General features: G+C 55.7%; 22 protein-coding genes. 13 read left to right on the forward strand and 9 right to left on the reverse strand.

Annotated elements, in window-relative coordinates; all coding sequences use genetic code 11:
• Positions 1–119: 119 nt before the first annotated feature.
• Both glnA and AC2TCY_RS08210 read right to left on the reverse strand, forming a co-directional pair.
• A complete protein-coding gene (gene glnA / locus AC2TCY_RS08205; protein ID WP_480846727.1) occupies positions 120–1,526 on the reverse strand; it encodes a type I glutamate--ammonia ligase in 1,407 nt (468 codons plus the stop codon).
• Between the two features lie 33 nt (positions 1,527–1,559).
• Positions 1,560–1,898, reverse strand: a complete 339-nt coding sequence (locus tag AC2TCY_RS08210) for a P-II family nitrogen regulator (protein ID WP_480846729.1) — start codon at positions 1,896–1,898, stop codon at positions 1,560–1,562.
• 168 nt (positions 1,899–2,066) lie between these two features.
• On the opposite strand from AC2TCY_RS08210, the gene AC2TCY_RS08215 reads away from it, so the two are divergent.
• From AC2TCY_RS08215 to tig, 3 genes are all read left to right on the forward strand, one after another.
• Positions 2,067–3,722 carry an NAD(P)H-hydrate dehydratase gene (locus AC2TCY_RS08215; RefSeq protein ID WP_480846730.1) on the forward strand — a complete coding sequence of 552 codons (1,656 nt, stop codon included), beginning with the start codon at positions 2,067–2,069 and terminating at the stop codon, positions 3,720–3,722.
• Between the two features lie 310 nt (positions 3,723–4,032).
• Positions 4,033–5,157, forward strand: a complete 1,125-nt coding sequence (locus AC2TCY_RS08220) for a porin (RefSeq protein ID WP_480846731.1) — start codon at positions 4,033–4,035, stop codon at positions 5,155–5,157.
• Positions 5,158–5,340: 183 nt separating this feature from the next.
• Positions 5,341–6,672 carry a trigger factor gene (gene tig / locus AC2TCY_RS08225; RefSeq protein WP_480846733.1) on the forward strand — a complete coding sequence of 444 codons (1,332 nt, stop codon included), beginning with the start codon at positions 5,341–5,343 and terminating at the stop codon, positions 6,670–6,672.
• A 102-nt stretch (positions 6,673–6,774) separates the two neighbouring features.
• On the opposite strand, the gene AC2TCY_RS08230 is transcribed toward tig, so the two are convergent.
• The 6 genes from AC2TCY_RS08230 to rpsF all read right to left on the reverse strand — a co-directional run bounded on the left by AC2TCY_RS08230 (position 6,775) and on the right by rpsF (position 10,606).
• The gene (locus AC2TCY_RS08230; RefSeq protein WP_480846734.1) at positions 6,775–7,629 is read right to left on the reverse strand and encodes an acyl-homoserine-lactone synthase; all 855 of its coding nucleotides are present in this window, start codon (positions 7,627–7,629) and stop codon (positions 6,775–6,777) included.
• Between the two features lie 119 nt (positions 7,630–7,748).
• Entirely contained in the window at positions 7,749–8,450 is a 702-nt protein-coding gene (locus AC2TCY_RS08235; RefSeq protein ID WP_480846735.1) for an autoinducer binding domain-containing protein, read from the reverse strand.
• 279 nt (positions 8,451–8,729) lie between these two features.
• The gene (locus AC2TCY_RS08240; RefSeq protein ID WP_480846736.1) at positions 8,730–9,215 is read right to left on the reverse strand and encodes a transglycosylase SLT domain-containing protein; all 486 of its coding nucleotides are present in this window, start codon (positions 9,213–9,215) and stop codon (positions 8,730–8,732) included.
• A gap of 152 nt (positions 9,216–9,367) precedes the next feature.
• Positions 9,368–9,985, reverse strand: coding sequence for a 50S ribosomal protein L9 (gene rplI / locus AC2TCY_RS08245; protein ID WP_480846737.1), 618 nt, complete (start codon positions 9,983–9,985; stop codon positions 9,368–9,370).
• Positions 9,986–9,997: 12 nt separating this feature from the next.
• Positions 9,998–10,225, reverse strand: a complete 228-nt coding sequence (gene rpsR, locus AC2TCY_RS08250) for a 30S ribosomal protein S18 (RefSeq protein WP_005982441.1) — start codon at positions 10,223–10,225, stop codon at positions 9,998–10,000.
• A gap of 27 nt (positions 10,226–10,252) precedes the next feature.
• On the reverse strand, positions 10,253–10,606 hold the full coding sequence (rpsF, locus tag AC2TCY_RS08255) for a 30S ribosomal protein S6 (protein WP_039970775.1): 354 nt from the start codon (positions 10,604–10,606) through the stop codon (positions 10,253–10,255).
• A 269-nt stretch (positions 10,607–10,875) separates the two neighbouring features.
• On the opposite strand from rpsF, the gene AC2TCY_RS08260 reads away from it, so the two are divergent.
• The 3 genes from AC2TCY_RS08260 to AC2TCY_RS08270 all read left to right on the forward strand — a co-directional run bounded on the left by AC2TCY_RS08260 (position 10,876) and on the right by AC2TCY_RS08270 (position 12,985).
• Positions 10,876–11,394, forward strand: a complete 519-nt coding sequence (locus AC2TCY_RS08260; RefSeq protein ID WP_480846739.1) for a hypothetical protein — start codon at positions 10,876–10,878, stop codon at positions 11,392–11,394.
• A gap of 35 nt (positions 11,395–11,429) precedes the next feature.
• Complete coding sequence (locus AC2TCY_RS08265) at positions 11,430–12,110, forward strand: YceI family protein (RefSeq protein WP_480846740.1); 681 nt, start codon at positions 11,430–11,432, stop codon at positions 12,108–12,110.
• 290 nt (positions 12,111–12,400) lie between these two features.
• The gene (locus AC2TCY_RS08270; protein ID WP_480846741.1) at positions 12,401–12,985 is read left to right on the forward strand and encodes a YceI family protein; all 585 of its coding nucleotides are present in this window, start codon (positions 12,401–12,403) and stop codon (positions 12,983–12,985) included.
• Between the two features lie 56 nt (positions 12,986–13,041).
• On the opposite strand, the gene AC2TCY_RS08275 is transcribed toward AC2TCY_RS08270, so the two are convergent.
• Positions 13,042–14,268: a cytochrome b/b6 domain-containing protein gene (locus AC2TCY_RS08275; RefSeq protein ID WP_480846743.1), complete on the reverse strand. Its 1,227-nt coding sequence runs from the start codon at positions 14,266–14,268 to the stop codon at positions 13,042–13,044.
• Positions 14,269–14,443: 175 nt separating this feature from the next.
• On the opposite strand from AC2TCY_RS08275, the gene fabD reads away from it, so the two are divergent.
• The 7 genes from fabD (at position 14,444) to mltG (ending at position 20,784) form a co-directional block, all read left to right on the forward strand.
• The gene (gene fabD / locus AC2TCY_RS08280; RefSeq protein WP_480846744.1) at positions 14,444–15,382 is read left to right on the forward strand and encodes an ACP S-malonyltransferase; all 939 of its coding nucleotides are present in this window, start codon (positions 14,444–14,446) and stop codon (positions 15,380–15,382) included.
• Positions 15,383–15,424: 42 nt separating this feature from the next.
• Positions 15,425–16,162, forward strand: coding sequence for a 3-oxoacyl-[acyl-carrier-protein] reductase (gene fabG / locus AC2TCY_RS08285; protein WP_480846745.1), 738 nt, complete (start codon positions 15,425–15,427; stop codon positions 16,160–16,162).
• A 211-nt stretch (positions 16,163–16,373) separates the two neighbouring features.
• Positions 16,374–16,607: an acyl carrier protein gene (locus AC2TCY_RS08290; RefSeq protein WP_008756330.1), complete on the forward strand. Its 234-nt coding sequence runs from the start codon at positions 16,374–16,376 to the stop codon at positions 16,605–16,607.
• Positions 16,608–16,747: 140 nt separating this feature from the next.
• Positions 16,748–17,287, forward strand: coding sequence for a GNAT family N-acetyltransferase (locus tag AC2TCY_RS08295; RefSeq protein WP_480846746.1), 540 nt, complete (start codon positions 16,748–16,750; stop codon positions 17,285–17,287).
• 123 nt (positions 17,288–17,410) lie between these two features.
• Positions 17,411–18,154 (forward strand): 1-(5-phosphoribosyl)-5-[(5-phosphoribosylamino)methylideneamino]imidazole-4-carboxamide isomerase, encoded by a 744-nt coding sequence (locus AC2TCY_RS08300; protein WP_480846747.1) that lies wholly within the window; start codon positions 17,411–17,413, stop codon positions 18,152–18,154.
• 206 nt (positions 18,155–18,360) lie between these two features.
• Positions 18,361–19,626, forward strand: coding sequence for a beta-ketoacyl-ACP synthase II (gene fabF, locus AC2TCY_RS08305; protein ID WP_480846749.1), 1,266 nt, complete (start codon positions 18,361–18,363; stop codon positions 19,624–19,626).
• The gene (gene mltG, locus AC2TCY_RS08310) at positions 19,627–20,784 is read left to right on the forward strand and encodes an endolytic transglycosylase MltG (RefSeq protein ID WP_480846750.1); all 1,158 of its coding nucleotides are present in this window, start codon (positions 19,627–19,629) and stop codon (positions 20,782–20,784) included.
• The last annotated feature ends 38 nt before the right edge of the window (positions 20,785–20,822 follow it).

The raw sequence follows: 20,822 nt of genomic DNA on the forward strand, positions 1-20,822 counted from the left end.
AAAGTTTGTCGTAGGGTGAAAGGCTCTGACGTTCCGATGTTTCAGTCAAGGCGGGTGCCTGAGGAACAACAAAAGGGCGCCCAAGAGGCGCCCTTTCAATTCTCCGCTAACCCCAAAGTTTAGCAGCTATAGTACATGCCGTACTCAACCGGGTGCGGTGTGTGCTCGTAGGTTTCGACCTCTTCCATCTTCAGCGCGATGTAGCCGTCGATCTGGTCTTTGGTGAACACGTCGCCCTGCAGCAGGAAGTCGTGATCGGATGCCAGAGCTTCCAGCGCTTCGCGCAGCGAGCCGCAAACGGTCGGGATGTCGGCCAGTTCTTCGGCAGGCAGATCGTACAGGTTCTTGTCCATGGCTTCGCCCGGATCGATCTTGTTCTTGATGCCGTCCAGACCGGCCATCAGCAGAGCTGCGAACGCCAGGTAGGGGTTTGCGGCCGGATCGGGGAAGCGAGCCTCAACGCGCTTGGCTTTCGGGCTTTCGGTCCACGGAATACGGACACAACCCGAACGGTTACGAGCCGAGTAGGCGCGCAGAACGGGGGCTTCAAACCCGGGGATCAGACGCTTGTAGCTGTTGGTCGCCGGGTTGGTGAAGGCGTTCAGTGTCTTGGCGTGCTTCAGGATGCCGCCGATGAACCAAATGGCTTCGTCCGACAGGTCAGCGTATTTGTCACCCGCGAACAGAGGCTTGCCGTCTTTCCAGATCGACATGTTCACGTGCATGCCAGTGCCGTTGTCGCCTGCGATCGGCTTCGGCATGAAAGTGGCCGATTTGCCGTAGGCGTGCGCAACGTTGTGGATGACGTACTTGTACTTCTGCAGCTCGTCGGCCTGTTTGGTCAGGCTGTCGAAGATCAAGCCCAGCTCGTGCTGGCACGAAGCAACCTCGTGGTGGTGCTTGTCGACCTTCATGCCCAGACGCTTCATGGTCGACAGCATTTCCGAACGCAGATCCTGCGCTTCGTCGATCGGGTTGACCGGGAAGTAACCGCCCTTGACGCCCGGACGGTGGCCCATGTTGCCCATCTCGTATTCGGTGTCGGTGTTCCACGATGCGTCGGTAGCATCAACTTCGTAGGATACCTTGTTGATGCTGTTTGAAAAACGAACATCGTCGAACAGGAAGAATTCGGCCTCGGGACCCATGTATGCGACGTCACCGATACCGGACGCTTTCAGATAAGCTTCGGCTTTCTGTGCGGTGCCGCGCGGATCACGTTCATAAGCTTCGCCGGTGTCCGGCTCAACAACCGAGCAGTGCACACAGATAGTTTTTTCCGCGTAGAACGGATCGACATAGGCGCTGTCGGTGTCGACCATCAGTTTCATGTCAGATGCTTCAATCGACTTCCAGCCCGCAATGGAGGAGCCGTCAAACATGAAGCCTTCTTCCAGGAAGTCCTCGTCAACCTGGTCGGCCATCAGCGTGACGTGCTGAAGCTTGCCGCGGGGATCAGTAAAGCGAACGTCGACGTATTCGGCGTCTTCGTCCTTGATCAGCTGAAGAACTGCGTCCTTGCTCATTCTCTTTGTTCCTCTGATTTGAAGATGAGTGTGTTACAGCGCGTCCGAACCGGTCTCACCGGTGCGGATGCGGATGGATTGTTCAATAGGCGAGACAAAAATCTTGCCGTCGCCAATCTTGTCGGTCTTGGCGGCCGAGACGATGGCGTCGATGGCGGCATCAACCTGATCGTCGTCCAGAACGACCTCGACTTTCACCTTGGGTAGAAAGTCGACCACGTATTCCGCACCACGATAGAGTTCCGTGTGGCCTTTCTGACGGCCGAAACCTTTAACCTCGATCACGCTGAGGCCCTGGACACCAACGTCCTGCAACGCCTCTTTCACTTCGTCCAGTTTGAACGGCTTGATGATCGCTTCGATCTTCTTCATCCCGGGCTCCTATAACACTTGTCAGGAAGGCACTGATCACGTCTAAGATCGGTCGGCAATCTGATTGCGAAAATGGCGGTATGTGTGTGCCGAGAAAATAGGCGGCAGGTGAAATTTTGATCGACTTGCACAAAAAGTAATCAGAATTGAATCGCTGAGGGATTTGAGATGACGGAATTGCTGACAGCTGCGCAAATGCGGGCCATCGAACAGGCCGCGATTGAGTCCGGTGAGGTGACCGGGCTGGAGCTGATGGAGCGGGCCGGGCAGGGCGTTGTCGAGGCGATATTTGAAGAGTGGCCGGAACTGGCAAAATCTCCTGGCCGAGCCGTGGTTCTGTGCGGGCCGGGAAATAATGGCGGCGACGGCTTTGTTGTCGCGCGGCTGTTGAAAGAACAGGGTTGGGAAGTCGAAGTTTTCTTATATGGTGATCCCGTAAAGCTACCACCGGACGCGCGGACTAATTATGACCGGTGGTCGGAGCGGGGAGTAGTCTCGGATTTGTCCCTGCCTGTGCCAACCGAAAGCGAACTTGCCCTTTTGAAGACACGCGCAGTCCACACGTTCAATTCTGCGGGTCCCGAATTGATATTGGACGCGCTATTCGGGACGGGGCTTACACGTTCGATTGACGGTTTGAAGAACGCTCTCACCAACATCCAGATTTGTTCTGAGGTTCATGCCAATCCTTGGTGGCCGAGGGTCGTTTCAATCGATGTTCCGTCTGGTCTTTGCGCTGATAGCGGCAAGGTGCTGGGGGATGAAGGTGTTTTGGTAGGTGCGAACCTCACAGTTACTTTTCATGGCAAGAAACGCGGACACGTTCTTGGTGAGGGGCCCGAATACTGCGGGAAAACAGCAATTTCGAGCATTGGACTATCGTCTCCTGGGACACCAAGCTCGATTTCGCGGAAGGCTTTGATTGAACGTCATGGCGAAAGAAGGCTGGGCAGGGTGCTCAGTGTTCTAGTGGATGAAAGCCGTTTGTCGCCATATCTCATAAAGGAGCCATTCGAGCACAAATACACCCACGGCCATGCCCTCATCCTCTCGGGTGGTTCCGCGAAAACCGGGGCCGCGCGGCTGGCGGCGCGGGGGGCTTTGCGCATTGGGGCGGGGTTGGTGACCCTGGCGGTGCCTCCGGCCGCTCAGATGGAGGTTGCGGCACTGGTGACGGCCATAATGTTGCAGCGGGTTGAAGGCGCGGATGGCTTGACCGAAATGCTGAAGGATGAGCGGTTGAACGCCCTCTGCCTCGGTCCGGGACTAGGTATAGAACGCGCGCAGGAATTGGTGCCGGCTGCCCTAAGTGCCAAACGAGCAACGGTTCTGGATGCCGACGCGTTGACGGCGTTTGCGGATGATCCGACAGATCTGTTCTCTCAACTCCACGAAAACTGTGTACTTACCCCACATGGGGGAGAGTTCTTGCGCCTGTTCCCGGATATTGCCAAGAAGCTGGCGGCAACACCAACCAAAGGCCCAGCCTATTCCAAGGTGGATGCTACGCGTGAGGCGGCAAAACGGGCAGGGTGCGTGGTGCTGTTCAAAGGCCCGGACACGGTGATTGCAGCGCCGGACGGGCGGTGTTCGATCAACGCGGCGGTGTATGAGCGCGCGGCTCCGTGGCTGGCGACTGCGGGTTCGGGCGATGTGCTGGCAGGCTTTATTGCCGGGCTTCTTGCTCGCGGGTTCAGCCCCATGCGGGCGGCGGAAACAGCGGCCTGGCTGCATGTGGAATGCGCATGTCAGTTTGGGCCGGGCTTGATAGCTGAAGATCTTCCCGAGCAGCTTCCTTTGGTATTCAGGGAACTTGATATCTAGCAATGATCGGCAATTAGTGGCCGATAGCGTGAGAAAGCAGCAAACTTTCGCCGCCGCATCCCGCCAGATGCATAGCGGGTGTTTGCAAGATGCAGAGCTCGGCGTCAGAATTTGCTTGAGCTTGTTGTGAGTCCGAAGGTCGAAAATTGGTAAGCTATTGAAAACAAATTATAAATTTTGTCACTCTGTGGACGGGTTGTGGCGAAAATGCAATGAAGGCGGAACTTGAAGAGGCCATCTCTGGAAACTCAATTATCTGTGAACGATTTGGCAAGTACATAAAAACCCTGAACCATTCATGGTGAACGACATGACAGTGAATTATAAACGAACTTCGATTGCAGCCGTTCTGGCCGCAACGACGGCGATCCCCGCGGCGGCAGAGCTGAAATACGAGAACAACAGCGGCGGATATGTGCTGCTGTATGGTCAGTTGGACCCGGTGATTGTCTCCGTGGATGATGGCGTGCAAACCGAAACACGTCTTTTGGATAATGACCTGTCCAACAGCCGCGTTGGCTTGCGCCTGATGCAGCCCTATGGCAGCAACGAATTCATGTTTCGCTTTGAAAGCGGATTGGGTTTACCAAGTACCGGCACGGCCAACCAGAATGGCACCAATACCAACGGTTGGACCCGTGAGGACATCCGCCATTTGGATTTCTCATTAATGGGTGGGTACGGCAAGTTTTCGGCGGGCCAGGGTAGCATGGCTTCGGATGGAGCTGCTGAAGCTGACTTGTCCTATGTCGGGACCGCCTTGTATTCGTTCACTAGTGATGAAAACGGCGCATTTTTCTATCGCGATCCGAATGGCATGCTGAGTAATATCACTGTCGGCGCCTCTTCCAGCAATTTTGACGGCGGGCGCCGGGGCCGCATTCGTTATGACACGCCTGATTTCAACGGGTTTTCGGGAGCGATTGCCTATGGCCAAAACGTCCTTTCCAGTAGCGACGATGATGACTATTACGACTTAGCCATTTCTTACGGTAATACCTTCGCGAATGGCGTGGAGTTGGCTGCAAGCATCGCCTATGCCGTGCGCGATTTCGACGACGGATCGGGTGAGAGCAGAAATACGATCGGCTCGGCCTCGGTTCTGCTGCCTAGTGGTCTCAGTTTTACAGGAGCCCTAGGTACACGAGACGACACATCCGCGGGTGCTAGTGATCCGGATTATTGGTACACGAAAGTTGCTTACGAGGGGGACTGGATCTCTTGGGGCAAAACCGGCGTTGGTATCGATTATTTTGACGGGTCGGATTTCGAAAACAGCGGTTCCAGCACCAAGTCTTGGGGTATTGCGGTCGTGCAGCGGATCGACAGCATCAATACCGACGCCTATTTGAAATATCGAAACCATGACTTCGATGATACAGTCGACTTTGACAAAAACGAAGCTTGGGTATTGGGCGCACTCTGGAAGTTCTGATCCCCTGATGGAATGATAAAAAACGCCCCGGTCTGATCCGGGGCGTTTTTTTGTTCAAATTGACGGCAAAACAAGGCTGATCCGGCCTTTGCCCCTTGCACGTGGACGGTGGGGCAAATAGAAGGCGTCAAATTTGCCCGGCGCGCCGTTTTGCGCGCCCCGAATCCTATGGGGACTACCATAATGCAGGTTACCGAGACGCTGAACGAAGGTCTGAAACGCGGCTACAACATTGTCGTATCCGCTGCTGAGCTGGACGAGAAGGTCAACGAGAAGCTGACCGAAGCGCAGCCCGAAGTCGAGATGAAGGGTTTCCGTAAAGGCAAGGTGCCAATGGCGCTGCTGAAAAAGCAGTTTGGTCAGCGCCTGTTGGGCGAGGCCATGCAGGAAACCATCGACGGTGCCATGAACAAGCACTTTGAAGACAGCGGCGAGCGCCCCGCGCTGCAGCCCGATGTCAAGATGACCAACGAGGACTGGAAAGAAGGCGACGATGTCGAGGTCGCAATGTCCTATGAGGCGCTGCCGGAGATTCCCGAAGTTGACCTGAAGTCGGTCGAGCTGGAAAAGCTGGTTGTAAAAGCTGACGACGCTGCTGTTGAAGAAGCACTGAACAACCTGGCGGAAACTGCGCAGGATTTCAAAGCACGCCGTAAAGGGTCAAAGGCGAAAGATGGCGATCAAGTCGTGATCGACTTTGTTGGCAAGGTTGACGGCGAAGAGTTTGAAGGTGGCTCGGCTGAAGACTACCCGCTGGTTCTGGGTTCGAACAGCTTCATCCCCGGTTTTGAAGAGCAGCTGGTCGGTGTGAAGGCCGAGGAAGAAAAAGACGTCAACGTCTCCTTCCCCGAGGAATACGGAGCCGAGCATCTGGCCGGTAAAGACGCTGTCTTCAACTGCACCGTGAAAGAAGTGAAGGAGCCAGTCGCCGCCGAGATCAACGACGAACTGGCAACCAAGTTTGGCGCGGAAGATTTGGCAGCCCTGAAGGGTCAGATCTCTGAGCGTCTGGAGGCGGAGTACACCGGTGCGGCGCGTGCGGTAATGAAGCGTGCGCTGCTGGATGCGCTGGACGCCAAAGTATCATTCGACCTGCCGCCGTCGCTGGTTGAGGCAGAGGCCAAGCAGATCGCACATCAGCTTTGGCACGAGGAAAACCCTGAGGTCGAAGGCCACGATCACGATCCGATCGAGCCTACTGAAGAGCACAACAAGCTGGCCGAGCGTCGCGTGCGCCTGGGCTTGCTGCTTGCCGAGTTGGGTCAGAAGGCAGAGGTTGAAGTTACCGATGCCGAGATGACCCAAGCGATCATGAACCAGGCGCGCCAGTACCCTGGTCAGGAACGTCAGTTCTTCGAATTCGTGCAGCAGAATGCCCAGATGCAACAGCAACTGCGGGCACCGATCTTTGAAGACAAGGTTGTCGATTACGTTTTCGAATTGGCTCAGGTCTCGGACAAGGAAGTCAGCAAAGACGACCTGCAAAAAGCCGTTGAGGCACTGGAAGAGGAGTAATCCTCTTCCCGCTCCTAACCTAAGGGGCTTAAAAAGAAGCGGAGCCGCCTGACATTGGGCAGCTCCGCATGGGGTGGCTTTTGTACTTATGAGGTGAGGGGGTCAGGCCTCATGAGCAAAAGCACGGGGGGTTTTTAGCAGAGCGGTCTTCTGCTCTGGCGTGAAAGTGTCAGACAGGGCTTCGATCAGTTTCAGAACAGCCTGTCTTTCGTCTTCGGTTTTCGCGGCGCTCATCTGCTCGACGAAGTACTTCTCGAGATCTGTAAGCGGTTTGTGGTCACGATTTGCGGGGCTTTGCTCGGCTGCTTTCTTGGCTGCGAACAACTCCAGTGCCTTCTCTTCGTCGATGAAGACATCTTCGTGAATTCCAGCGAATTCTCGAACTCCGGAAATGCGTTCTTCCGTACAATCAAGCAATGCAGCGAGGGCCGCGACCTTGCCCATCGGCACCGTCTGTCCAACGTAGTCGTATGGCGCGCAGTTCGATCGCTTGAGAACACGGTCCATGACTGGGTCGATCACGGTAATGATGTCCTTAATACCCGCACTGCGGGCATATTCCAGCGAACCGATCATTAGCTCGCACGTGGCATAGGACACTGAGTTCTTTTCTTTGCCGCGGGTCAGACGCTGCGTGTCTACGCAGAAGCGTGTGGATTCCCACATCGTAGCGCTTCGGATCGGTGCTTCGCCACACAGGATTGCTGAGAAAACATCAGACAACATGTGCGGACCAGTAGTCTGGAGTGCACGCACGGCTGCGACGACATTCCCCCCGTCGTCGAGACCGATCACATATGCAGGATCCAGATGATCGAACTGGTCGATTTCCTTGCCGTCTTCGATATTAACGTCCCAACCGAGACGTCCGCCGAAAACTCTGGCTCTCAATTCGAACATGTCGTCGAGAACCTCGCTGAACAGATGTCTGTTCAACCCGTCAACTACTAAGATCATATCATCCCCCTTCGAGTGGTATGTCGGTGAAATTAACGTTACCGGTTTTCCACAGCGAATCTATTGGGGGATTCCCGTAATCTTGCGCTTTTCAAGCCTCAAATTTGGTGATTTTGGCTTTATCCAGGGTAGATTAGCCCGATTCCGATCGCCCGACCGACCGCCTGAGGCGTCGTCAATGCGTTCAACTTTTCGCGGGAGGAGCGCAAATGCACCTCAACCGTGCGGTGGGAAATCGACAGAATATCTCCGATATCCTGCTGCGATTTACCGGCCGCGGCCCATTGCAATATCTCCAACTCACGGCTGGACAGGGTGGGGTGGTACAACATCCGGCTAAGGGTGTCGGATGTCATGACGTTGTCATGTATGTGTACGGCCAGAGATTGGAGCTCACTGATTACGTTGGGAACCAGTTTCTTCCACTCATCGCGGCTGCAATCGCGCGTCGCGCTCAGCAACCCGATATCGCCATATGGTCCGCGAACTGGAATGGTTATCCCTTGATCCGGGATGCCGAAATCGTGCGCGTCCCGGAAAACTCGTTGAAAATCTTTGCTGCGTTCGAGCCGACTCCAGTCCACGGGCGCAATGCTGCGTTGGCTCATGTGCAATGTCGGGTCGATCAGGTGCAGGCCCTGCTCCTGATAATGCGCTTTCCAGTCATCGCCATAAGTTACATGCCCATGGATGGAACCCGCAGCTGGGTTCATGCCCGCATAGGCAGCGTGGTCCATTTCGAATTTGTCGCAGACCTGCTTAAGGAACTCATCGTAATGAGTATCCTCTTGGGGAAGGGTGCTGAGATCTACAATATCCATAAGGTTAACTACCTAAACCCGACTTAACGGGCGACCCCAATTACGCCAGGACAAACGATCCCACCCACCTAGCGTTGTTTAAAACACCATATTTTCAGTCATATGACAAGAACATGTGGCAAATGTCTGCCTTTTAAGAATCAATGTGCTCTAATTGCACGATTTTTTTGCAGTCATAGCGTGAAATTTAATGCGCGGACACGCCTTGGGTACGGAATTCCGGTATAGGTCCATCTGGTTATGAGTGTGCTTTTAATTCATGTTGCGCACAATTTGAGCTTAATCGGAACTCGACACCAATCCGGTTTCAACCAGCATGCCCCGTTTCTTGGCCTCGGGGTAATAGCCCTTGGCATAGAGGAAAATGGCGCGCTGTTGGTCGCCGTCGGATAGCAGCCAGGCGCCGCGTAAGTATTTTCCCGCGAATTCCAGATTGGTATCAGCGTCCAGCAGCCCCTGAGCGTTGCCGCGATACCCCATGGATCGAGCAGTTGCAGGAAGGACTTGCAGCAGCCCGTAATATGGGCGGTTCACGGCCCAGGGGCGGTGTGTACTTTCGCGGATCGCCAGTTTGTGGACCAATTCCCGCGGAAGTTCATACTCGTCCGCCCACTTGTTAATCGAGGCGCGCAATTCAGGCGTTTCATTGGGATAGAGCGGAGGGTTAAAGTTGTCCGTGCCATCTGATTTGTCAGGCCCACCGCAGGCCGCGAGAGGCGCGATCAGAAATATGGTCAGCAGGCTGCGACGAAGCATATTTGCCATACAATTTCTCCCTATCGTCGATCGGATCATATGCGGGAAACACTTGACTGCAAGCGGAAGGCTTGGTTCTGGCAGAAACTTGCGCGGGATACGTGTATAAAAAAGGCCGCACTGAAACAGCGCGGCCATGGATCACGATATTGCCAGCCCGATTAGGCTTTTGCTTCGTCTTCTGCGGGTGCCTCTTCGGTGACCAGATCATCATCTTCCGAAGCGGCCGAGCCGATGTCGTCGAACAGTTCGGCGATTTCGAACTCAGCAGCGGCTTCTTCTTCTGCGGCCAGCTCCTGGATCGATTTACCCGATGCCTGCAGTTCGGCTTCTTCTTCCGAACGGGCGACGTTCATCTTGATTTCGACCTCAACCTCGGGGTGCAGTTTGACTGCAACCGAGTGCACGCCCAGATCTTTGATCGGAGCAATCAGGATGACCTGTTTCTTGTCGACGGTGAAACCAGCTTCGGTGGCGGCGTCTGCGGCGTCACGCGGAGTGACCGAACCGTACAGAGCGCCGGCATCCGATGCCGAGCGAATCACGATGAACTGCTGACCGTCCAGCTTTTCAGCCAGCGCTTCAGCTTCTTTCTTGGTTTCCAGGTTGCGGGCCTCAAGCTGCGCTTTCTGGGCTTCGAACGACGCGATGTTCGCCTCGGACGCGCTCAGCGCTTTGCCTTGCGGCAGCAGGAAGTTGCGGGCAAAGCCGGGCTTGACGTCAACGACGTCGCCCATCTGTCCCAGTTTCGCAACGCGTTCCAGAAGGATAACTTGCATGTCAGTCTCTCCTTACTTCACGGCGTAGGGCAGCAGGGCGAGGAAGCGGGCGCGCTTGATAGCACGGGCCAGTTCACGCTGCTTTTTCGCCGAAACGGCGGTGATGCGCGAAGGAACGATCTTGCCACGCTCAGAGATGTAGCGCTGCAGCAGACGGGTGTCTTTGTAATCGATCTTCGGCGCGTTGTCGCCCGAGAACGGGCAGACCTTGCGGCGGCGGAAAAATGGTTTTGCGGCCATGGTTTAAGTCCTTTCGTCAGGCGTTGATCAACGGCGCTCGCGGCGGCCTTCGCGCTCATCGCGCTTCTGCATCTGGACCGAGGGGCCCTCGGCATGCTCGTCGACCTTGATGGTCAGAACGCGCATGACATCATCATGCAGGCGCATCAGGCGCTCCATTTCCTGAACGGCGCCAGCGGGGGCGTCGGTCTTCAGGAAAGAATAGTGACCCTTGCGGTTCTTGTTGATCTTGTAGGCCATTGTCTTGACGCCCCAGTACTCGCTGTCGACGACGTTGCCGCCGTTGTCAGCCAGAACGGTGCCGAAATGTTCGACAAGGCTTTCTGCCTGCGCGTTGGACAGATCCTGACGCGCGATCATTACATGCTCATACAGTGGCATGTGCACTCCTGTTTATATCAAGGCGCATTTCAAAGACGGGGCCATCCGGTCCTTCGCGACCCTGCCACGAGAGGCTGCGCGATTCATACGTATTGCGAAGGAAGGCTTCGTATACACGTTTATTCGCCCGGGGCAAGCCCTGCCACATATGCCTTTGAGACGCCGCCCAATTTCCTTCGAGCCGCCCAATTCCTGACGCTTTTCGCCCCGAGGTTGTTCATTAAGCCGGGAGCACCCGGACCATCGGAACCACAGACGGGGCGAGACAAATGGCCGTGACGAATACGAACACATTCAAGCAAGCCGCGCCCGGCGCCGCTTTTGACAAATCCGTACCTGTGCTGATCACATTTGCTCCGAATTGGAAAGCTCGGATGATCCTGTTCCGTGTGATTGGTGCTTTCATGATCGTGTCGGCATTTTCCATGTGGCTGATGCCCGGATCCGTGATGGGGACTGACGTTTGGCCGATCAAACTGGCTGCATCTCTTATGTTCCTGATTGCCGGTGTCAGCTTGCTGACCATTGAAATTCTCGACGATCGTCCTGATGCCTATTTCGACCCGATCCGTCGCGAGGTGCGTATTCTGCAGAAGAATGAAAACGGTCGCCCCCAGACAGTTTTGCGCCGCAGCTATGACTCGCTGGGTGGTGCGCGCTTTGATGAGGGTCAGGTTGAACTGTTCGATGTCGATGGAAGCTTGCTTATGAAATTGCCGCTGGAATCGGCGGATGTCAGCCGAGCGCTGAAAGGGCAATTAAGCCAAAACGTACCGATATTTGCCTAAACTCCGTTCTGTTCAAAAAGGAACAGAGGTTGTTGATGAATATGGCTTGTGTGCCGCCTCTTGGCGGCACATTTTTCTTGTTGAGCAACCCACCCGGTTTGCACAACAAATTTGCGGAGATTGTTATGAGATCCACACTTTTTGCCACCACGTTATTCACCGCCGCGATCTTGGCGCCAACAGTGTTTGCGGAAACCTGGAAATTAGATCCGGGGCACACTGAAGTTCGCGTGTACTACTCCCACGCTGGATTTTCACGGCAATCCATCGAATTTGGTACGGTTGAGGGCGAACTGGAATTTTCAGAAGGTGCTGTTGACGATGCAAAAGCCAATTTCAGCATTCCAGTAAATAGCGTTGTAACCGGGAATGATAAGTTCAATTTGGACATACTGAGCGAACCTTTGTTCAACGAAGCGAACTTCCCGATTGTCCAATTCGTCTCGACTTCGGTTGAACAGACAAGTGACAATACACTGACGGTTGTTGGCGATCTGATAATTAAAGATATTTCGAAGCCGGCAACTTTTGATGTCACCGTTAATGGGTATGGCGATCATCCCGTTGGGCAGTACATTGACTACAACAAAGGCCAGTGGCTGGGCATCACAGCGACCACCATGATCAAGGCCTCGGAGTGGGATATGGGCGCGTTTTTTCCACCCAATGGTGACGAACTCGAGATTGTGATCAACGCGGAACTGAAGGCTCAGTAGTCGATTGAGGTTCGCGCTTCTTTAAGCGGCGTGGACCGAGGAAGTTCCAGCGCAATTCGCTGGCAGCACGTTGTCAATGACATTTCCGCTGCTGTCGGCGGATGTCAGCCGAACATTAAAGCCCAATTGAGCCAAAGCGTAACTACTTTCCCCTAAATTCTACTCTGTTCAAAAAAGAACAGAGGCTGTGACAAAATTGGACTTGTGTGCTGCCACTGCACAGCACATTTACTCTTGAGCAAACCAATAGGGTTGCTCTTAGACACACTTAAAACAAAGCGGAGATTGTCATGAAATCCACCCTTCTTGCTGCTGCTCTTGCCGTGTCGGCGACGTCGGCATTTGCTAGCGCCGAGAAATACGTCCTGGATCCCAGCCACAGCCAAGTCGTCTTCAACTACTCCCATCTGGGTTATTCGACCACAACTGGCATGTTCTCGGGCTTTGAAGGCGAGATCATGTTTGACCAGGAAAACCCCGCTGAGTCGAGCGTGACCGTATCTATGCCTGTCGTCGAGATGATCACAGGCTGGAAGCCGCGCGAGGATCACTTTATGACCGAGGATTTCTTCGGTGCCGCCGAAGGTGATTTGGTTACTTTCACCTCGACTGGAATCGAAGTCACGGGCGAAAACACTGCTAACATCACTGGTGATCTGACGATGAATGGCATCACCAAGTCGGTTGTGTTGGATGCCAAGTTGAATCAGGTGGGTGATCACCCTATGGCTGGAAAGCCTTGGGCGGGCTTTGATGCGACCACGACTTTGGTGCGCAGCGATTTCGACCTGGGCCAGTTTGCACCGTTTGTGAGCGACGAGGTGGAAATCAAGATTTCCATTGAAGCGCAAAAGGACGAAAAAGCCGGTTCATAACTGGTTCATAATAGTAGCTGTGAAGCCGCCGGAGCCAGCAGCTCCGGCGGTTTTTTTTATTTGCCTCTGATTGCGGTCAATTCGACAGAAACTGCAACCGCGAAGGCCAGAGAATCTTCCTTTGGCTGAGATGTCCCGACGTCGAAATCCAAACGATTGAGATCAACAGAACCTGACATGCTTGCCGTGTCGTCTTGCAGGTCGAGTGTGAACGGCAGAATGATGTCCAGCGTTTTGTCGCGGATTGTGAGTGGGCCGCGGGCTTCGTAACCGGTTTCGGTTTTAAAGAGGTCAGCTTTGAACGAAGCGGTCGGGAAACTGGCAACGTCAAAGAAATCAGCGCCCTTGGCCTGATCCGAGACGGTGCCCAAACTCAAAGACCCAATGGAAATGGTGACGTCGACCGAACCCGCCAGGCCGGGGGCGGCCGGGTCTTCGAAGGCAATTGCTGCAGTCCAGTCGGTAAAAGTGCCGGTGACCAGGCTGCCAAGCTGCGTGATAGTGATGGAAAGCGTCCCGTCTTCAACCTTCCAATCAGATTGTACTTCAGTGAGTTCTACAGAGTCACCCGCAGCGTCCGAATGGGGCGACAGAACGCCGATTGACCATCCGCCAGCGATTATCGCTGCCCACGCGGCGACGGCTGCCACAAGCGGAAGGGCAGAGTGTTCTTGCCAAGGCGGCTCGGGCGCGTCTGACCGACCCGGCAACATGCGTCTGAGTGTGCTGTCCTTATCGACCACGTGGTGTTTCAACGCGCCCATGATGTGCAGGACGAGTGAACCGACCAGCACCCAGATGAACAGCCAGTGCAGGCCAGCAGTTACCTCGGACAAATAAGCGGATTTGGGGACGAAAGGCAGGTTCTGACCGAACGGCCACAGGATCGGAGCAAACCCTTCTGCGGAGGCATGGTGGAGCCAACCCGTCAAAGGCACCAGAATAAGCGAGGCATAGAGCATCCAGTGTATCGTTTCGGCGACAAAGGCTTCGGGTTTGTTCTCGGCATTCAGGAGTCCCGGCTTTTGTTGCGTCACCGCCCAGAGTATTCGGGCGAGAGCGACAAAGAAAACTGTCACCCCGACAGTCTTGTGTACCGAAAACAAGCGTGCCGCCCGAGCGATGTCGTCTTCGGTCGTCGGGATGGACGGGTCAAAGACAGCATGGGCCAAGTTTTCGGCGACCCAGCCCAGTGGCAAAGCAGTGATAATCAGCAAAGCGGTCAGCCAGTGGAAGGTCTTAGTTACGCTGCCGTAACTGGAAAGGGTGTTGGTCGAGGCCATTAGGGGAACGCTCCGAGATTCGTTGGGTGTGCTCAACCTAAGGCTGGCGCGAATGGACACAAGTATGAGTGAACGCACAACGTGGGTGCCCATATGCAGAACGCAGGCAGCGCTTGTGCCAGACGGTCAGTCAGTTTACACCCCGCCGCAACCTGACGTCATCCAAGAGGCAACAATGACACGCGCGTTCGTTTTTCCGGGGCAGGGCGCCCAGACCATCGGAATGGGAAAGGCACTGGCCGAGGCATACCCCGCTGCCCAGGCCATTTTTGACGAAGTTGACGAAGCCCTAGGAGAAAACCTGAGCGCACTGATCTGGGACGGCGAAATCGCCGATCTGACTCTTACCCAAAACGCCCAGCCTGCGTTGATGGCCACATCGATGGCCGCGATGCGCGCACTGGAAGCCGAAGGCGTTTCGATCGCGGATGCTGCCTTCGTGGCTGGGCATTCTTTGGGAGAATATTCTGCACTGGCTGCTGCGGGATCGCTATCAGTTGGTGACACGGCTCGCCTGCTGCGAACACGTGGCCAGGCGATGCAAAGCGCAGTACCGGTGGGCGAGGGCGCCATGGCTGCCATACTGGGTCTTGATCTGGATACCGTGCGCATAGTCGCAGAAGAAGCTGCGCAAGGTGAGGTCTGTCAGGCCGCTAACGACAATGACCCGACGCAGGTCGTTGTCTCAGGATCGAAAGCCGCTGTCGAACGCGCAGCTGATATTGCCAAAGAGAAGGGCGCCAAACGGGCGGTAATGCTGCCAGTCAGTGCTCCGTTCCATTGCGCACTGATGCAGCCAGCTGCTGACATGATGGCCGAGGCTTTGGCCGACGTACAGATCAACGCTCCCGCCGTGCCTTTGGTGGCCAATGTTCGGGCCGAAGCTGTTACCGATCCTGATGTGATCCGCACCCTGCTGGTCGAACAAGTTACCGGGTCGGTACGCTGGCGGGAAAGTGTACAGTACATGGGCGCTCAGGGCGTGACTGAAATATGGGAAATCGGTGCCGGTAAGGCCCTGTCAGGCATGATCCGCAAGATCGACCGCGCCATTGCAGGCAAAGCGGTTGGAACACCCGAAGATGTTCAAAAGGCCATTCAGGTCGCAGAGTAAGCACAGAATACGTCTGAAAAGGCGAAATGAGAGGAAAGTCGAATGTTTGATTTGACAGGTAAGAACGCGCTGATTACGGGCGCTTCGGGCGGCATCGGGGGCGATATAGCGCGTGCCCTGCATGGCGCCGGCGCAACGGTTGGGTTGTCTGGTACCCGTGTTGAACCCTTGCAGGCCCTTGCTGACGAACTTGGCGAGCGCGCGCATGTCCTGCCTTGCAATCTGAGCGACCCCGAAGCCGTTGAGGCACTGCCAAAGCAGGCGGTAGCGGCAATGGGTTCTGTTGATATTCTGGTGAACAACGCAGGCATCACCCGGGACAATCTGTTCATGCGCATGTCGGATGACGATTGGCAGAGTGTGATCGACGTGAATATGACGGCCACCATGAAACTGTGCAGGGGCGTCATTCGCGGCATGATGAAGAAGCGCTGGGGCCGGATCGTAAATATCTCGTCGGTTGTTGGCGCGATTGGCAATCCTGGTCAGGCGAACTACGCGGCTTCCAAAGCGGGCGTGGTCGGGTTTTCCAAAGCGCTCGCGCATGAGGTTGCAACTCGGGGAATTACCGTGAACGCGGTGGCTCCGGGCTTTATCACTACGGCGATGACCGAAAAACTGACGGACGAGCAGAAGGCTGGTCTGCTGCAGCAGGTTCCCGCGGGTCGCATGGGTGAGCCGGAAGAAATCGCGGCAGCGGTTATGTATCTGGCCAGCCCCGAAGCGGGATATGTTACCGGAAGCACCTTGCATGTGAATGGCGGCATGGCCATGTTGTAATCGCAGTTCGGGGCAGATGCGAAAGCGTTTGCCTTGAGCGTTGTCTGTGCTATAGGCGGCGCACATGCATAGGGACCGGTCGATTTGGCCGGTTCTCTGATTTCCCGGGTATCCGGGACCCAAACCGCCCGGAACGGGCAAACCAAGGCCACCGTGAGTGGGCGATGGACAGAACCGGGCAAACCGCCCTGATAAGGAATGAGGAATAGACATGAGCGACGTCGCAGATCGCGTTAAAAAGATCGTTGTTGAGCACCTGGGTGTGGAAGAAGACAAGGTTGCGGAAAACGCCTCCTTCATCGACGATCTGGGTGCAGACAGCCTGGACACTGTTGAGCTGGTTATGGCTTTCGAAGAAGAATTCGGCATCGAAATCCCTGATGACGCAGCCGAGACCATCCAGACCTTCGGCGACGCGGTCAAATTCATCAGCGAAGCCTCTTAAGAGCATCGAATCTGATAAAAAGCGGCGCTTCCCAGCAACGGAGGCGCCGTTTTTTTGTGCCTTACCGGAATTTATCCTTGCGTGGTGAACGGGCGGTTCGCACTCTGACCTATGAGGCATAGTTCCGAGCGGGCAAGGGCATGATAAGATCCACCCCGATGATAAATACGGCGCGTCTGACGCTGTGCGCGATGCGGCCCGAGGATTTCGGGCGGTTTGCGGAAATCTGGCGCGACCCTGAGGTTGTGCGCCACGTTGGCGGCATTCCGCGTTCGCGAGGCGAGGCATGGGAATCGTTTCTCCGAAATGCCGGGCATTGGCAGATGACCGGATTCGGACAGTGGGGCGTGGTGCTTCAGTCGAATCGCACGTTGATTGGTCAGGCCGGATTCTTTTATGGAAATCGTGATTTAGGTTCAGACTTCGACTCGCACCCCGAAGCCGGTTGGGTATTCGCCCCCGAAGGGCAGGGGCAGGGATACGGGTACGAGGCCGCAAAAGCCGCACATGACTGGTTTGACAGGGTTATTCCCGGACCTTTGGTGGCGCTGGTCGATACGGCAAACATGCCGTCTCGGAAACTGGCGATCAAACTGGGGTACGAACTTTTACGCGAAACGGAATACAGAGATACACCAGTGCACCTGTTTCGCCGGAACGGTCCACCCGCATTGGTGTGAAACATGTCCCGCGCTGCGATGCCGCAAAATGAACCAACTGTGCCGATCTTATGAGATTCAGGACCAGTTTCTGCATGTATGGTATCTTGAAGTTGCAGAATGATTCAGCGGAGGATTTGGGTCATGATGATTTATCCCACTATGGAGTTGCAGAACGGTCGGTGCGTGACACTGGAAAAAGGCCGTCTGGATGAGGCAATGATCTGGCATGTGGATCCGGTTGAAACAGCGCGCAGCTGGTCTGCAGCGGGTGCCGAATGGATGCACCTGACCGATTTCGATGCGATCGAAGGCCGGGACACCAATGAAGAGCTGGTCGAGGAGATCATTCGCACAGCCGAGATGCCCGTGCAGTTGGCAGGCGGCATGCGCACGCGCGAGCGGATAGAACATTGGATTGATAAGGGCGCTGGGCGTATCGTGGTCGGAACCTTGGCGGCACGCGATCCGCATCTGGTCAAGGAGCTGGCCAAACTCTACCCCGATCAGATCGTTCTGGCTGTTGATGTTTGGCAAGGATACGTGATGACCGAAGGATGGCGCAGCCAGAGCGCGTTTACCGCAGACGCTTTCATCGAAGCCTTCGCGGATGCGCCGTTCTCGGCAATCGTGGTCACGGATATCGACAGCGACATGGAAGATGTTGAGGCGCAGCTGGGCCTGATCTCGGGGTTGGCAGAAAAATCCCGTACACCGGTGATCGCGAGCGGCGTCGTGCGCACGGCGGATGATATTTCCCGGTTGGCGTATATTCCGAACATTTCCGGAGTCATCGTCGGCCGCGCCTTGTTCCGTAAAACACTGACTGTGAACGAAGTTCTGGCAGTTGCGAAATCCGCGCACGAGCCAGTGGCCCAGTTTCAGTAAGGCGGAACAAACAATAGAGAACCGCCCCTTGCCCTTTCCGGCAAGAGGCGGCTTTTTTATTTCCACGAGAATTATTCCTGTACGGGGCCGTCATAGTTGGTTTGAGCAACATGATGCCGGAAGGGATTGTGCCGAAGCTCTTGCCCCCGGACCCCGGGCCGGGGTATGAGCGGTTCTCATAACAGGAAGCAGGCAAGAGGCATTTCATGCGCAGAGTCGTTGTTACCGGTCTGGGATTGGTCACTCCTTTGGCCAGCGGGGTCGAGGAAACCTGGTCACGGCTGCTGGACGGAGAGTCCGGCGCGGGCCCGATTACCCTGTTTGATGCCGAAGCAAGCGGGGTCACCACGACCTATGCCTGCGAAGTGCCGCGGGGAGATGGCACGAACGGTACGTTCAACCCCGACGATTGGATGCCGCCGAAAGAGCAGCGCAAGATCGAAGATTTTATTCTGTATTCGGTTGCCGCGGCCGAGATGGCCTGTAGAGACGCGGGTTGGTTGCCAGAGGACGAAGAAGATCGCCTGCGGACCGGCGTTCTGATTGGATCGGGGATCGGTGGCCTGGGGTCCATTGCCGAAACCGCGAACCTGATCCGCGACAAAGGTCCGCGTCGGGTCTCTCCATTCTTTATTCCGGGCGCACTGATCAATCTGGCCTCGGGGCAGGTGTCAATCCGGTTTGGCTTCAAGGGTCCAAACCACTCGGTCGTGACAGCCTGTTCGACAGGTGCCCATGCCATTGGTGACGCTAGCCGTATCATTCGAGCAGGCGAAGCCGACGTCATGATTGCGGGCGGCGGTGAGGGCTGTATTTGCGAAATCGGGATTGCCGGGTTTAACTCGTGCAAGGCGTTGTCGACCAAATTTGCCGACAATCCGCAGGCAGCCAGCCGTCCTTATGATGTGGATCGCGATGGATTCGTGATGGGCGAAGGGGCCGGCGTTGTGGTTCTTGAAGAATACGAACACGCCAAGGCACGCGGGGCCAAGATTTACGCCGAAGTTCTGGGCTATGGGATGTCGGGCGACGCCTATCACATCACTGCACCGTCCGAAGATGGCGACGGTGCCGAGCGTTCCATGAGGGCCGCACTGCGCAGTGCCGGCCTAGAGCCGACAGATCTGGATTACATTAACGCTCATGGTACTTCCACCATGGCGGATACGATCGAACTGGGAGCGGTAGAACGTCTGTTGGGTGATCATGCCAGCGAGGCGACCATGAGCTCGACCAAGTCGGCAACCGGACACCTGCTGGGTGCCGCGGGGGCCATCGAGGCTATCTTCTCGGTCCTTGCCATTCGTGATCAGGTTGCGCCTCCGACGATCAATCTGGACAACCCTGCGGTTGAAACAGCAATCGATCTGGCACCGAATGCCAAGCGCGAACGTGAGATCAACGTGGCCCTGTCGAACTCGTTTGGGTTTGGCGGCACCAACGCAAGTGTGATCTTCGGAAAGGTAAGCTAAATGTGGCGGGCTCTGGCTTCGAACATGCTGACCATTTTGGTGGTCAGCCTGTTCCTGTTTGGTGGCCTGATCCTGTGGGGGCAGTCGCAGTACAAGGCTGAAGGGCCCTTGGAAACCGCGATCTGTCTGCAGGTGAAAAGCGGATCCAATATGACGCGGGTCAGCCGCGACCTTGAGGATCAGGGGGCCATCAGCAATGCCATGATCTTTCGAATGGCGGCGGATTACGCGGACAAGTCTCAGCAGCTGAAAGCCGGTAGCTTTCTGGTGCGGGAGGGCGCGACCATGGAGCAGATCGTCGAAGAGATTACTCACAGCGGCGCCAGCACCTGCGGAACAGAAATCGAATACCGTATCGGTGTGACCCGAGTACAGACACGCGTACGCGAGTTGGACCCGGCAACGCTAAACTTTGTCGAAATCGCGTCATTTGTTGTTGGGGACGAAGAAGCCCCGGAGATATATGCGGATAAGCGCGGAGCCGCTGATACACGCTATCGCGTTTCCCTGGCGGAAGGTGTCACCAGCTGGCAGGTTGTCGAAGCTTTGAAATCGGTGGAAGTGCTGGAAGGCGAAGTAGCCGAAATCCCGCCCGAGGGGACGCTTGCACCGGATAGCTATGAGGTCACCCCCGGTGAGGATCGAACTGCAATTCTGCAGAACATGGCGCAGAAGCAGCAACTGCGGATCGACGCCGTATGGGAATCTCGTCAGGACGGCCTGCCGATTGAAAGCCCGGAAGAAATGCTGATCCTAGCCTCAATCATCGAGAAGGAAACGGGTGTTCCGGAGGAGCGCGGTCAGGTGGCCAGTGTATTTGTGAACCGCCTGAATCAGGGAATGAAGCTGCAAACAGACCCGACGGTAATCTACGGTGTCACCAAGGGGCAAGGGACCCTGGGACGTGGGTTGCGTAGAAGTGAGCTTCGACGCGCAACACCCTGGAATACATATCTGATCGACGGTTTGCCTCCCACGCCGATTGCGAACCCTGGGTTGGCAAGCCTGCAGGCGGCTGTTGCCCCTGAGGCTACCGATTTTGTGTTCTTTGTCGCTGACGGCACGGGCGGTCATGCTTTTGCGGAAACGCTGCAAGAGCACAACAGGAACGTCGCCAAATGGCGGGAAATCGAGGCTCAGCGGAACTCGGGTAACTGACGCAGGTCCGGTTCGTTCTTTTGCCTACTGGAATTTAC

The organism is Ruegeria sp. HKCCD7181, assembly GCF_057221055.1.

Excerpts from the sequence above, each read along its gene's own strand:
- AC2TCY_RS08235 (WP_480846735.1), bottom strand. The coding sequence starts at position 8,450 with ATGGATATTGTAGATCTCAGCACCCTTCCCCAAGAGGATACTCATTAC.
- AC2TCY_RS08270 (WP_480846741.1), top strand. The coding sequence starts at position 12,401 with ATGAAATCCACCCTTCTTGCTGCTGCTCTTGCCGTGTCGGCGACGTCG.
- AC2TCY_RS08295 (WP_480846746.1), top strand. The coding sequence starts at position 16,748 with ATGATAAGATCCACCCCGATGATAAATACGGCGCGTCTGACGCTGTGC.
- rplI (WP_480846737.1), bottom strand. The coding sequence starts at position 9,985 with ATGCAAGTTATCCTTCTGGAACGCGTTGCGAAACTGGGACAGATGGGC.
- AC2TCY_RS08220 (WP_480846731.1), top strand. The coding sequence starts at position 4,033 with ATGACAGTGAATTATAAACGAACTTCGATTGCAGCCGTTCTGGCCGCA.
- AC2TCY_RS08265 (WP_480846740.1), top strand. The coding sequence starts at position 11,430 with ATGAATATGGCTTGTGTGCCGCCTCTTGGCGGCACATTTTTCTTGTTG.
- AC2TCY_RS08290 (WP_008756330.1), top strand. The coding sequence starts at position 16,374 with ATGAGCGACGTCGCAGATCGCGTTAAAAAGATCGTTGTTGAGCACCTG.
- tig (WP_480846733.1), top strand. The coding sequence starts at position 5,341 with ATGCAGGTTACCGAGACGCTGAACGAAGGTCTGAAACGCGGCTACAAC.
- AC2TCY_RS08300 (WP_480846747.1), top strand. The coding sequence starts at position 17,411 with ATGATGATTTATCCCACTATGGAGTTGCAGAACGGTCGGTGCGTGACA.
- rpsF (WP_039970775.1), bottom strand. The coding sequence starts at position 10,606 with ATGCCACTGTATGAGCATGTAATGATCGCGCGTCAGGATCTGTCCAAC.
- AC2TCY_RS08210 (WP_480846729.1), bottom strand. The coding sequence starts at position 1,898 with ATGAAGAAGATCGAAGCGATCATCAAGCCGTTCAAACTGGACGAAGTG.
- AC2TCY_RS08230 (WP_480846734.1), bottom strand. The coding sequence starts at position 7,629 with ATGATCTTAGTAGTTGACGGGTTGAACAGACATCTGTTCAGCGAGGTT.
- mltG (WP_480846750.1), top strand. The coding sequence starts at position 19,627 with ATGTGGCGGGCTCTGGCTTCGAACATGCTGACCATTTTGGTGGTCAGC.
- AC2TCY_RS08240 (WP_480846736.1), bottom strand. The coding sequence starts at position 9,215 with ATGGCAAATATGCTTCGTCGCAGCCTGCTGACCATATTTCTGATCGCG.
- AC2TCY_RS08215 (WP_480846730.1), top strand. The coding sequence starts at position 2,067 with ATGACGGAATTGCTGACAGCTGCGCAAATGCGGGCCATCGAACAGGCC.
- AC2TCY_RS08260 (WP_480846739.1), top strand. The coding sequence starts at position 10,876 with ATGGCCGTGACGAATACGAACACATTCAAGCAAGCCGCGCCCGGCGCC.
- glnA (WP_480846727.1), bottom strand. The coding sequence starts at position 1,526 with ATGAGCAAGGACGCAGTTCTTCAGCTGATCAAGGACGAAGACGCCGAA.
- fabG (WP_480846745.1), top strand. The coding sequence starts at position 15,425 with ATGTTTGATTTGACAGGTAAGAACGCGCTGATTACGGGCGCTTCGGGC.
- rpsR (WP_005982441.1), bottom strand. The coding sequence starts at position 10,225 with ATGGCCGCAAAACCATTTTTCCGCCGCCGCAAGGTCTGCCCGTTCTCG.
- AC2TCY_RS08275 (WP_480846743.1), bottom strand. The coding sequence starts at position 14,268 with ATGGCCTCGACCAACACCCTTTCCAGTTACGGCAGCGTAACTAAGACC.
- fabD (WP_480846744.1), top strand. The coding sequence starts at position 14,444 with ATGACACGCGCGTTCGTTTTTCCGGGGCAGGGCGCCCAGACCATCGGA.
- fabF (WP_480846749.1), top strand. The coding sequence starts at position 18,361 with ATGCGCAGAGTCGTTGTTACCGGTCTGGGATTGGTCACTCCTTTGGCC.